The following is a 12,303-nucleotide window of genomic DNA, read 5'->3' on the forward strand; positions in this document are numbered from 1 at the left end:
ATTGATGGCTCGGATGTTTTAATCTTTAGAGAGTCATCCTCACTGAATAATCTGCAACGTACTCATAATGTTACGTAATTTATCCGCAACGGCTTGTAAATCATCGACATGTCCGACGAATTCTTCCATCGTTGCAAGAACTTCTTCTGAATTTGCAGAGACTTCTTGCGTACCAGCTGCATTTTCTTCCGTTGAAGCAGACATACTTTCTAGATTTTCTAAGACGGTATTTTGGATGCTGACGACTTGATTTGTCGCCATTTCCACTTCACGAATTCCTTGAATCATTGCAGTACTACGTTTAAATACTTCTTCGGATGCAGAAATTGCTTGGTTGATTAATTGCGTTTGTTTTTCGCCGCCATCTAATGAACGGGAAGCTTGTTCAACCATTTCAATCGATTGTCCTTGGATAGTTGAAATAATCGTTTCAATTTCTTTGGTTGAGCTTTTGCTTTGCTCAGCTAATTGACGAATCTCTGAAGCAACGACAGCAAAGCCTTTACCAGATTCACCCGCACGAGCTGCTTCAATAGAGGCATTTAAAGCAAGTAAGTTTGTTTGGTAAGAAATATCATTAATGACATTAATAATTTGGTTGATATCTTGAATACTTTGATTCATGCTTTCCATGTTGTGGACAAGTGTACTCATTTGGGTCATTTCAGCTTGCCAACTTGATTGGACTTCACCCATTACTTGCATGCTTTGCTTATTAATTTGTGTGGACTCTTGTGATTGTTCATTCATCGTTGTGACATTCGTTGTTAATTCTTGAACGACATCAGATAATTGATGCAATTGAGAAACGCTGCGTTCTGTTTCTTCTGCTTGAGTACTAGTCACTTCAGCAATCCCAGTAATTGTTTCGGTAACTTCACTAGCTGCAGAACTTGTTTGTTGAGAAAGTTCGAATAAAGAAGAAGACATTTCGGCAACATGATTACTTTCTTGCGTGACCAATTCAACTAAGCTACCAGTTGAATCAATCATATCGTTATAACTATCGGCCATGCGATGGATTTCTGTCCCATGTGCATCTGGATAGACGTAATTTCGTGCGTTTTCTCTTAAGTTCCAGAAGCTTGTATGTTTTTGTTTGGTTGGTATTTTACGGTAGATTTTATTCCCCATTTCAGCAAATAATTCCATAAATACCGAGATAATTTCGCGAATTGCAATTCGAACGATAAAAGAGAAAAGTAGAATAAGTACAAAAACCACGATAGCAACAGCAAGTGTAGATAAAAGAAGAGCTCTTGTTTCGGTTGTATATTCATTGTCGCGAATCGTTGCAAAAGCCCAACTATTACTGTCTTTTTCACCACGATTGTAATAAATGCTTGCCATATCGTTGTCAGAAGTAGCTTCTAAGCTCGCTTCATTTTCTGTTGCGTTCATAATTTGATCATAGAGTGGATCGTCAGAAATATCAACACCTACTCGTTCAGGATTAACATCAGCGATAATAATCCCATCTTTAGAAACTAAGGTAACATATCCTGTCCGACCGATAGCTAGTTCTTTCAATAATCCAGTAACATTTTGGTAAGACACATCCAGTGTTAACACGCCTTTAGTACCGTCTTTGTTAGTGACAACTTTGGAAATGGTATTAACGAACTCACCTGTTTTGATATCTTGGTAGGGAGTAGACCAGATAGACGCCCCATTTTCAGCCATAGCATCTTTGAACCACGGGCGCTCGGTTGCTTGATAATCTGCTGGTAATTCATTGGTTGCAATGGCTTGACCATCTTCTGTAGCGAAGGTCATTGTTAAAATATTGGTATCCCCAGCCATAGCTGTGCGCATGACGTTGCGAATATCAGTTAAATTAAATTTATTCTTAAATGCGTCTAATTCAGCAGTTGCTTCTAGTCTGGATTGAGCATTATTTAATAAATTGTCTTTTTCTTTTAAGACAGCTTGCGTGCCACTTACTTGACTGACTAGATTGCGTTCTTCTAACAAGTTATTCGAAATTGAAAAAGAACTCAATAACGTAGCAATCATTGGTAGTAATGCAATCAAAACCAAAACAGAAAGAATAAGTGTTCCGATACTTTTTTGTTTGCCATTTTTTTGTAACTTCATGATTTCTCTCCATTTCTATTCTATAGTGAGGTGTAGCTCAAAAAGCCACCCAATCATTTTCTATCGGCTACTATTGAGAGAAATTTAAGAAAAATAAAAAAATAGAGGACAATTTTTGCCCTCTATCCAATCAAATTTATTTTTGTGTAAACTCTGTTGCTTTGGCACCAGCTTGACGCCCAAAAATGATAATATCGGCTACAGCATTTCCACCGATACGATTATTTCCATGAAGACCACCTGTTAATTCTCCAGCTGCATATAAACCAGGAATAGCTTTGTTGTCTTTAGATAGAACTTCGGTATTGGTATTAATTTTTACACCACCCATTGTGTGGTGAATACCAGGAGCGATTTGAATCGCGTAGAAAGGACCTTCTGTTAAATCATAATCCATTGCCGTTTCGCGACCGAATTCAGCATCTTTTTTATCAGCAACAGCTTGGTTCCAAGTATCTAATGTGGCTTTCAAATCAGCTTCAGGAACGTTGATTTTTTTCGCTAATTCCTCAATTGTGGCACCTTCTTCTACAACACCTTGCTCTTTGTAGAAATCAACTTGTTTGGCCCGTGTTGCTAACGCATTGTCAAAAATTAAATACGCATAATGTTCAGGAAGAGCTGTTTCAGCAGCAGATACTTTATCGCGTGTTTCTAATTCGTTGAAGAAGCGTTTGCCTTGTTGGTTGACTAAAATCGCACCTTCACCACGAACCGTTTCACTAATCAGCATGCCATTTTTTTGAATAACAGTTGGATGCACTTGGATTTGATCCATATCAACCGTTTGTCCGCCTAAATCTTCAATCATCTTAATACCATCGCCAGTACTACCTTCAGAATTGGTACTAACGTAGCCTTTTAAGTCAGGGCGATGTTTGGTAATTAGTTCTTCGTTCGAACCAAAACCACCAGTTGTCACAACGACTGCATCAGCAGAAATTGTCTTTTCTTCTCCAGCAATTTTGACAGTGACACCATTTACACGGCCATCTTTTTCATTGATTGCTGTAACGTCTGCATTGACAAATAATGGAATTTCTCGTTCATGGACGTTGCGAATTAACCCATCTACTAAATAGCCACCAACAGCTGAACCATCTGTTGGGCGATGAATTCGTTTGACACTCGCACCACCACTATAGCTAATATTGTCTAAGGTAATTCCCATGTTATCCAACCAGTCAATTGCGTCAGCCGAATGATCGACAAAGTAACGCAATAATTCTTGGTCATTAGTTTCTTGTCCACCTTTAAGTGTATCGTCAAAGAAGGTATCGTTACTATCTTCAATTCCTTGTTCTTTTTGGAATTTTGTTTCAGAGGCATTCATTCCTCCTGAAGACTTTAATGTATTTCCACCAGCAATGGGCATTTTTTCTAAAACAACTGGATTCGCGCCATCTTCTTTAGCTTGAATTGCTGCGGCCATACCGGCACCACCCGCACCGATGATAATGACGTCGTAGCTATCTTTTAATTCAGTTGGATCCGTATATTCTTGTTGCGAAGCACCCGAAGTGGCATCAGAACTGGATGTAGCTGTTTTTTCAGATGTAGCTGTTGTTTCTGCTGTCGGATTGTTACTTCCACACGCTGCTAGTAACAAAGCAGAGGTCAGCAATACGGCATGACGTAATATTTTTTTCATAGTAAACCCTCCAAAAATAAATAATTTCATACATAGTATAAACTATCACAAAGTTTTTGGATAGTATTTTGTGAATGTTTTATCTTTTTTATTTGTTGTAAAATAAAGTTTTTTTTACTATTTCATCATTTTTTATGATAGAAGGTGAAAAAAGGTACAATTGTAAGACATATTGAAAAAAGCAAGCATTCAAATCATTTTGTTTTTAGTTGCATTCCTTAAATTTTATGTTTATAATACACTTAAATTAATTTTTAGGCATGCCGAAAACAAAAAGGAGGAGCACTATGATTCAATTTGAAAATATCAGCGCAAGTTATGATGGTAAAACAAAAGTAATTGAAGAGATTACTTTTTCAATCAATCAGCCAGCAATTATTGGCATCATCGGACCAAATGGGGCAGGAAAATCAACCTTTATTAAAGCTGCATTGCATTTAATTTCGTCAACAGGAACGACTTTAATGGACGGTCAGCCATTGAAAGAAGTACAAAAGCAAATTGCTTATGTTGAACAAAAAACAGCAATTGACCATACATTTCCAATTACGGTCAAGGAATGTGTATCGTTGGGACTCTATCCAGGGAAAAAGATGTTACAACGACTGACAAAACAAGATTGGGAAAAAGTGGCACAAGCATTAGATTTAGTGCAAATGTCTGAATTTAGTGAACGACAAATTGGCGAACTATCTGGTGGGCAATTTCAACGTGTGTTAATTGCACGTAGTTTTGTACAAGAAGCGCAATATATCTTTTTAGATGAACCTTTTGTAGGTATTGACGCAACTAGTGAAGGGATTATTATGACGATTTTACGAAAACTACAAGCAGCCGGAAAAACTATTTTTATTGTGCATCATGATTTAAGCAAGGTGGATACTTATTTTGATGAAGTGGTGATTTTGAATCATCAATTGATTGCTTATGGACCGGTCGCAACAACTTTTACAGAGCGAAATTTACGCCAAGCATTTGGTGATTCAATTTTTGTGAAAGGAGAGGTGGCAAATGATTAGTAACTTTATTGATGGACTAATGAATTATCACTTTTTACAAAATGCTTTAATTACTTCTGTGGCTATTGGTGTCGTAGCAGGAGCAATTGGCTGTTTTATTATTTTACGGGGCATGTCTTTAATGGGGGATGCAATTTCGCATGCTGTCTTACCTGGCGTCGCATTGTCTTACATTTTGGGTGTCAACTTCTTTATCGGTGCAATTATTTTTGGCTTGTTGGCATCAGTATTAATTACGTATATTTCACAAAATAGTGTTATCAAAAGTGATACAGCTATTGGGATTACGTTTAGTTCGTTTCTAGCATTAGGTGTTATTTTAATTGGTGTTGCTAACAGCTCAACAGATTTATTCCATATTCTCTTTGGGAATGTGTTAGCTGTGCAAGATTCAGATAAGTGGATTACTTTAATTATCACGGTCGTGGTATTAGGTCTAGTTGCCTTATTTTTCCGTCCGTTATTGATTACATCATTCGATCCGATGATGGCAAAAGCATTTGGAATGAAAGTTGAACGATACCACTATTTATTAATGATGTTGTTGACACTTGTTTCAGTGACTGCGATGCAAAGTGTTGGAACAATTCTAGTGGTTGCTATGTTAGTAACACCTGCTGCGACAGCTTATCTTTTTACCAAACGTTTAAGTCAAATGGTGTTACTCTCTTCATTTTTAGGTGGTCTGTCCTCAGTCATTGGTTTGTTTATTGGGTATAGCTTCAATATTGCTGCTGGTTCAAGTATTGTGTTAACCGCCGCTGTCTTATTTGTTTTAGGTTTCTTATTGTCACCGAAACAACAAGCGAAACATGGGAAAAAAGTCTGGGGGATTGCCGCACTTGTTATTGGACTTGTTGCCGGTGGTATTGCCTTATACGCTGATTCCCATGCTGTAGAAGAGAACGATAAATTACAGGTCGTTGTGACTAACTCGATTCTAAAAGATATGACGGAAGAAATTGCCGGCGATGTCATTGATTTGCATAGTATCGTGCCAGTTGGTAAAGATCCACACGAGTATGAACCTTTACCCGAGGATATTCAAAAAGCAACCGATGCGGATCTTTTGTTTTACAACGGTCTAAATTTAGAAACGGGTGGAAATGCGTGGTTCACGAAACTCATGAACAATGCGCAGAAAATAGTCAACGAAGATTATTTTGCGGTCAGTGACGGCGTGGATGTCTTGTATTTAGAAGACGAAGAAGCTGGAAAAGAAGACCCTCATGCTTGGTTAAATTTAGAAAATGGTATCATTTATGCAGAGAATATTGCGAAACAATTAAGCGAAAAAGATCCTGAACATGCCCAACTCTATCAGGAGAATTTAGAAAAATATACGCAAAAATTACATGCGCTTGACCAAGAAGCCAAAGCCAAGTTTGCTCAGATTCCAGAAAATCGCAAACTAATTGTCACGAGTGAAGGTTGCTTCAAGTATTTTTCTAAAGCATACGGTGTTCCATCGGCTTACATTTGGGAAATCAACACAGAAGAAGAAGGAACCCCTGACCAAATTCGTTTACTTGTCGATCGATTAAAAGGATTGGATGTCCAAAGTCTTTTTGTCGAAAGTAGTGTGAACCCGAAACCTATGCAAAGTGTGGCTAAAGATACTGGAATTCCTATTCATGCTGAAATTTTCACCGATTCTGTCGCAGAAGCAGGGAATGAAGGCGATAGCTACTATGCGATGATGAAATGGAATTTAGAGAAGATTTATGAAGGATTAACAGAATAAACAAAAAGACGAGCCTGATTATTCAGGCTCGTCTTGTGCTAAATGATAATAAATAATTTCTGGGGGAGCGCCAAAGCGAATGGGTAAGACAGTTGTTCCTAAACCTTGATTGACAGACAGCAACGTTTTTTCTGTCAGAAGATAAAGTCCTCTTGTATAGTGAATAGCGCCAGGATGTTTGAAATGAACAAAGGGTAGGCGAACTTGGCCGCCATGACTATGACCAGCTAAAATTAAATCGTATGCTTCTGGTAGCTCAATATTTTTGACACTATCTGGTTCGTGAATGAGCAAGAGGTGCCAATCGGCAGCTGTTCGCGCGAATTTATAATTAGGTTTACCATGTAAGGCATCGTCAGTTCCCGAAATAGCGATAGATATGTTTTCATTTGCACCAAAAAATTGTTGATTTTTCAATAAGATAAAATCACTTTCTTTAAATACTTCTGCGATAAAATATTCGCCATTTTCTTTATAATCATGATTGCCAAGAATAGCAAATTTTCCCATAGGTGCGGATAGTTTCGTTAGCTTTTCAATTAATGACTTTGTATAACGATGTGGCCAATTTTTGTAATTGTCTACTAAATCTCCAGTAAAAACAATCATATCTGGAGATTGTTGTAAAATCGAACGAATAATGGCGTTCATTCGTCGTGGATGATAGCTTCTTGAAAAGTGCGTATCACTAATATGTGCAATCGTCACATCAGTTTTGTTACGATATAAATCGTAAGCGTTGGAAATATCCAAAACATGTAGTTTGTTTTTTCGAATAAAATAATGCTTTTTCTTTAATCGGCGAGGCTCAATGACAAGCATATAAAACAGGCAGAGAACACATAGAATAAGTATTCCGTAAAGTATGTACATGTGGGGATAGGCCTCCTTTGCCAATCATAAGTTATCTATGTATAGAATAGAGGATTGTCGTTAAAAAAGCAATCGAACAAAAACTTAAAAATGTAGGTATCAGACAGTAGAGACATAAAAACTACTAGAAAAAATCTTTCTAGTAGTTGAATAATTATCTCATTTTTTTGCTTAAACGAGTTGCTTTTTTTCTTTTTGAAGGAAGTAAAAACAAGAAGCAGTCGTAAGGCAAGCTGACCAATGACCACGCCAAGCCTTTACTAGATGGTTGCTCTTGATAGACACCTCGGATAAGGAAGTGTAAAGCCATTAAACCTATACCACTGGCTAGAAGTGAAAACCATGTTGTTTGACCAAAGTCAAAGAAACGTAAAGCAACTAAAAGCATTGGATACAAGTAGAAAAATGCCGCAGTCAGACCAAAACGCCAGTTACGTGTTAATTGATAGAGACTTAAGAAAAAGAACACTGCCGACAAAAGCATCCCTAATGGTGGGAATAAACCAACTAAGAACGAATAGACAATGCCAAATAATATCATGCCTGGACCTTTAATTAGAGCAGTAATAACAGTAAATATGCCAATAACTAGTAATTGTTGAGGGAAACTAGCAAATGTCAATAAGCCAAAAACAGCTAACAATAACCAATGTGTCAATGTATTGACTTGATTTTTTTCAGATACGTTGCGACGAAACTGGGCAAATTCAGGAAAATCTCTTTGAAAAGAAGTTGCTTGTGTATGCGCCTGTTTTTTACGTCGAGCATAAAAATGATATTGTGTTCGTAAACGTTCCATTTGAAATCACTCCTTGTATATTAGTATAAAAAAAGTAATGAAGAAATGTATCCAACTAAAGGCGGATGTTTTCCTACATCTTAAGCAGAAAAAAAGAAGGTTTCCTCGTTTATGAAATAGCAAAAATGTGCTATTGTAGACGAGAGTACTAGGAGGAAGAAAAGATGATTTTTGATTCACATACGCATTTAAATGCAGAACAATTTAATGACGATATTCCAGAAACAATTACCCGTGCCAATGAATTAGGCGTGACCGAAATGGCGGTGGTTGGTTTTGACTACCCAACGATTGAGAAATCACTGGCTTTAAGCCAAGCATACAAAGATATTTATAGCATTATCGGCTGGCATCCAACTGAAGCGGGAAGCTACGACAAAGAAGCGGAAGCCTTTATTCAAAGCCATTTAGAAAATCCCAAAGTTGTCACATATGGTGAAATTGGCTTAGATTACTATTGGATGGAAGATCCCAAAGATGTCCAAGAAAAAGTTTTTCGCCGACAAATTGCCATTGCGAAAGAACATAAATTACCGATTAGTATCCATATGCGGGATGCAGTAGAGGATACCTATCGTATTTTGAAAGACGAAGATGTGCGTGATATTGGTGGGATTATGCATAGCTTTGGTAGCGATGATGAATGGGCAAGAAAATTCTTAGATCTAGGTATGCACCTATCATTCAGTGGTGTGGTGACCTTCAAAAAAGCTTTAGAAGTCCAAGAATCAGCGAAAATTGTACCAATGGATAAATTATTGGTTGAAACGGATGCTCCTTATTTAGCACCAGTTCCATATCGTGGCAAACGCAATGAACCAGGGTACACACGTTATGTTGTCGAGAAAATTGCTGAATTACGTGAGTTGCCTTTTGAAGAAGTAGCCAAACAAACAACTATCAATGCTCATCAATTATTTGGAATCCAATCATGAGTAAGTTAGCGATTGAAGAAATTATTGTTGTTGAAGGCAAAGACGACACACGTCGCATTCAAGAAGTAGTTGATGCGGATACGATTGAGACGATTGGTTCGGCGATTAATGACGAAATTTTAGCGCAAATTGAACATGCCCAAGAAACCCGTGGGGTCATTATTTTTACCGATCCTGATTTTTCAGGGGAGAAAATCCGTAAAACGATTATGGAAGTCGTCCCGCAAGCCAAACATGCTTTTTTACCTAGAAAGCAAGCACAAAGCAAACGTAAAAGAGCTAGTTTAGGTGTGGAACACGCCAGTGATGAAGCTATTTTAGAAGCCTTGGGAAAAGTAGTTACCCCAATAACAACGACCGATGTACCTGAAATTTCCCGTCAAAAATTATTAGATTTAGGATTAATTGCTGGTGCACAAGCCAAAGAACGTCGCGAAAAATTAGGTGATGAATTACGTATTGGCTATACAAATGGCAAACAGTTAACCAAACGATTGGCGATGTTCCGAATCACAGAAGAAGAACTTATCGCAGCGATGAAAATAGTGGAGGAAAACAAGTGAACGATAAAAAAGAAATCGCAGTACCATCTAGAACCAAGGAAATTCTTGCCAAGCATGGCTTTACATTCAAAAAAAGTTTAGGACAAAACTTTTTGACAGAACCAAATGTTTTACGCAAAATTGTGGAAACAGCGGAAATTACCGAAAATACCAATGTGATTGAAGTTGGTCCCGGAATTGGTGCCTTAACCGAGCATTTAGCGCAAAATGCACGCCAAGTATTGGCATTTGAAATTGACGATCGTTTGATTCCCGTATTGGCAGATACGTTATCGGATTATCCTAATGTCTCAGTCGTTCATCAAGATGTCTTACAAGCGGATTTATTAACGATAACCAATGACATCTTCCAAGAAGAACTACCAATCAAAGTAGTGGCAAACTTACCTTATTACATCACGACACCCATTATGATGCACTTTTTAGAATCGAATTTACCAGTGGCAGAAATGGTTGTTATGATGCAAAAAGAAGTTGCAGATCGAATTTCAGCTCAACCTGGTACAAAAGCTTATGGTTCATTATCAATTGCCGTCCAATATTACATGGAAGCCAAACTTGCCTTTATCGTACCAAAGACCGTTTTTGTTCCACAACCAAATGTTGATTCAGCGATTTTGAAATTAACACGTCGTGCGACACCAGCTGTCCAAGTGACAAACGAAAAAGAATTCTTTAAATTAACCAAATCAGCTTTCCAATTACGTCGTAAAACGTTATGGAACAACTTACAAAACAGTTATGGAAAAGATCCAGCAACCAAACAATGGCTACAAGATAGTTTAGCTGCTGCTGGAATTGAACCATCACGACGAGGAGAAACCTTGTCATTAGCAGAATTTGCCGCATTAAGTAATGAAATGGTGGCAAGAAAAGAGGGATAATTATGCCGGAAAATCCTTATGACCATCCAAAATTTTTTGAACAATATAGCCAAATGTCACGCAGTCTCCAAGGTTTATCAGGGGCAGGTGAGTGGTCCACGCTACAAAAGCTTTTACCAGATTTTAAAGGAAAACGAGTCTTAGACTTAGGTTGCGGCTATGGTTGGCATAGTATGTATGCCGCAGAAAATGGTGCGAAGGAAGTAATTGGTATCGATATTTCAGAGAAAATGTTAGCTGTAGCACGTGAAAAAACATCAGCGACGAATGTTTCTTATAAGCAAGAAAGCATGGAAGAATTCCATGCAAATCCGGAAACGTTCGATGTAGTCATTAGCTCTTTGGCACTACATTATGTCGAGGACTTTCAGCAAGTCGTTCAGAAAGTCTATCAAGCATTAACAACGGGAGGAACATTTATTTTTTCAGTGGAACATCCCGTCTTCACGGCAGAAGGTTCGCAAGATTGGACACGTGATGAAACCGGAACAATTGTCAATTTCCCTGTCGATAATTATTTCTTCGAGGGAAGACGGAACGTTCGGTTTCTAGGAGAAGAGATGACGAAGTACCATCGCACGCTAACCACTTATTTGGAAGTATTATTGAAAAATAATTTTACCTTGGAACATATCGTAGAACCGATGCCACCTGAGGATATGTTAGACATTCCAGGCATGCCAGATGAAATGCGCCGACCAATGATGCTGATTGTGCGTGCGAGAAAATAATATATAATTAGATTCCGTCACAGAAATTTCTGTGACGTTTTTTTGTAAAATGAATTTTAAATGAGTTTTTTTTAATTTTTGTATTGTTTGTTTTAAAAGGGTTTTCGCGCTTTTTTTAACTGTTTGTAAATTTTTAAGACTTCAAAAATGTTTACTTGATGAGATTATTATGATAAGATTCAGAAAATTGAATAAACGAAACGATGGTTCGCTATAAGAACCACTAAAATGAGGTGATTCAAAATTTTAAGCAGTGTACAGTTATCACTACAAGTGATGAAAAGTTTTACTACTAAAAAAACAGTTTGGGGTGTGAGAGAGTTAGCACGCGAACTTGAACAAAGTCATACTAAAATTTTCAGAATATTGGAAACAATGAAAGAAGAAGGTTTTGTCATTCAAAATCCTGAAACAAAAAAATATAGTTTAGGGAGCCCTTTTATTGAATTAGGTAACGTTGCTAAAAAACAGTTTAATTTAGAAGAAGCCTTACGCCCATGCTTAATTGAATTGAGAGATGCATTAGATGAATCGATTTTTTTAACAGTTATAAATAAAAATCAAGGACGAACGTTACTAGCTGTTGATTCACAGCAAGGTGTAAAATTTACAGCATTTGAAGGGAGTTTAGAACCTCTCTATGCAGGTGCATCTTATCGAGCTATTTTGGCATATCAAGAAGAAACATTTATTGATGAGATATTGTCTGAAAAAATGATTCCTTACACAGAAAAAACAATTTTAGACAAAACCGTTCATTATAAAAAATTAGAGGAGATAAAGCAAAAAGGGTACGCTATTTCTTATGGGGAGTATACCAAAGACGTGTGTGCAATTGCTTACCCGATTAAAGATGCTAGCAAAAAGGTTCGTGCATCGTTGACTATTTCTGGACCAATTTATCGTATTTCTGATGAAAAACAGCAATTAGCATTACAATTAGGAGCAAAAATACAACAAAAAATTGAACTTATTTTAGAACGTTCAAGTATTTATTTTTAAAAAAA

General features: G+C 37.3%; 11 protein-coding genes. 7 read left to right on the plus strand and 4 right to left on the minus strand.

The features are described from left to right. Window positions 1-39: 39 nt before the first annotated feature. The gene (locus tag BAU17_RS07235; protein ID WP_161902141.1) at window positions 40-2,097 is read right to left on the minus strand and encodes a methyl-accepting chemotaxis protein; all 2,058 of its coding nucleotides are present in this window, start codon (window positions 2,095-2,097) and stop codon (window positions 40-42) included. Window positions 2,098-2,233: 136 nt separating this feature from the next. Continuing rightward, window positions 2,234-3,748: a flavocytochrome c gene (locus BAU17_RS07240; protein WP_161902142.1), complete on the minus strand. Its 1,515-nt coding sequence runs from the start codon at window positions 3,746-3,748 to the stop codon at window positions 2,234-2,236. A gap of 287 nt (window positions 3,749-4,035) precedes the next feature. On the opposite strand from BAU17_RS07240, the gene BAU17_RS07245 reads away from it, so the two are divergent. Continuing rightward, complete coding sequence (locus BAU17_RS07245) at window positions 4,036-4,767, plus strand: metal ABC transporter ATP-binding protein (RefSeq protein WP_161902143.1); 732 nt, start codon at window positions 4,036-4,038, stop codon at window positions 4,765-4,767. Beyond that, window positions 4,760-6,511 (plus strand): metal ABC transporter permease subunit, encoded by a 1,752-nt coding sequence (locus BAU17_RS14295; RefSeq protein WP_161902144.1) that lies wholly within the window; start codon window positions 4,760-4,762, stop codon window positions 6,509-6,511. Before BAU17_RS07245 ends, BAU17_RS14295 begins: the two co-directional genes overlap by 8 nt. 18 nt (window positions 6,512-6,529) lie before the next feature. Here BAU17_RS14295 and BAU17_RS07255 read toward each other — a convergent pair whose 3' ends face one another. Both BAU17_RS07255 and BAU17_RS07260 read right to left on the minus strand, forming a co-directional pair. Next, entirely contained in the window at window positions 6,530-7,384 is an 855-nt protein-coding gene (locus BAU17_RS07255) for a metallophosphoesterase (RefSeq protein WP_161902145.1), read from the minus strand. 154 nt (window positions 7,385-7,538) lie between these two features. Beyond that, entirely contained in the window at window positions 7,539-8,183 is a 645-nt protein-coding gene (locus BAU17_RS07260; protein ID WP_161902146.1) for a hypothetical protein, read from the minus strand. Window positions 8,184-8,347: 164 nt separating this feature from the next. Between BAU17_RS07260 and BAU17_RS07265 the strand changes: the two genes are divergently transcribed. The 5 genes from BAU17_RS07265 (at window position 8,348) to BAU17_RS07285 (ending at window position 12,298) form a co-directional block, all read left to right on the plus strand. Continuing rightward, window positions 8,348-9,118: a TatD family hydrolase gene (locus tag BAU17_RS07265; protein ID WP_161902147.1), complete on the plus strand. Its 771-nt coding sequence runs from the start codon at window positions 8,348-8,350 to the stop codon at window positions 9,116-9,118. Then, complete coding sequence (gene rnmV, locus BAU17_RS07270; protein WP_161902148.1) at window positions 9,115-9,681, plus strand: ribonuclease M5; 567 nt, start codon at window positions 9,115-9,117, stop codon at window positions 9,679-9,681. The genes BAU17_RS07265 and rnmV overlap by 4 nt, the downstream gene beginning before the upstream one ends. Then, a complete protein-coding gene (rsmA, locus tag BAU17_RS07275; RefSeq protein WP_161902149.1) occupies window positions 9,678-10,565 on the plus strand; it encodes a 16S rRNA (adenine(1518)-N(6)/adenine(1519)-N(6))-dimethyltransferase RsmA in 888 nt (295 codons plus the stop codon). The genes rnmV and rsmA overlap by 4 nt, the downstream gene beginning before the upstream one ends. Before the next feature lie 2 nt (window positions 10,566-10,567). Further along, the gene (locus BAU17_RS07280; RefSeq protein WP_161902150.1) at window positions 10,568-11,296 is read left to right on the plus strand and encodes a class I SAM-dependent methyltransferase; all 729 of its coding nucleotides are present in this window, start codon (window positions 10,568-10,570) and stop codon (window positions 11,294-11,296) included. 276 nt (window positions 11,297-11,572) lie between these two features. Then, a complete protein-coding gene (locus tag BAU17_RS07285; RefSeq protein WP_267913777.1) occupies window positions 11,573-12,298 on the plus strand; it encodes an IclR family transcriptional regulator in 726 nt (241 codons plus the stop codon). Window positions 12,299-12,303 lie beyond the last annotated feature (5 nt).

This window comes from Candidatus Enterococcus willemsii (genome assembly GCF_009933335.1).
GTDB classification, from domain to species: domain Bacteria; phylum Bacillota; class Bacilli; order Lactobacillales; family Enterococcaceae; genus Enterococcus_F; species Enterococcus_F willemsii.